Genomic DNA, 335 nt, shown 5'->3' on the forward strand with positions numbered 1-335 from the left:
CCAGGCCAACTACGCCGCCGCCAACGCGGCGCTCGACGCGCTCGCGGAGCACCGCGCGGCCCGCGGGCTGCCGGCCACCTCGATCGCCTGGGGACCCTGGGCCGACGCCGGCATGATGGCCGGCCACGCGGGCTCCGCGCCGTGCCGCCGCTCGGGCCTCGCCCTGGTGCCCCGCGCGGCCGCGCTGGCCGCGCCGGCCGCCGCGGTGGGCGGTGGCGAGCCGGCGGTGGTCGTCGCGGACGTGCGGTGGGACCGGTTCGCCGCCGAGTCCGGCGTGCTGCGGCCGGCGTCGGTGCTGGCCGACCTGCCGGAGGTGCGGGCGTCGGTCCGCGAGG

Annotated in this window: 1 protein-coding gene; it reads left to right on the plus strand. The window is 82.4% G+C overall.

Annotated elements, in window-relative coordinates:
• On the plus strand, window positions 1-335 hold a 335-nt coding region (locus PUR56_RS25460; RefSeq protein WP_329950609.1), incomplete at both ends, for a KR domain-containing protein.

This window comes from Streptomyces sp. BE303 (assembly GCF_036290945.1).
Lineage (GTDB): Bacteria > Actinomycetota > Actinomycetes > Streptomycetales > Streptomycetaceae > Kitasatospora.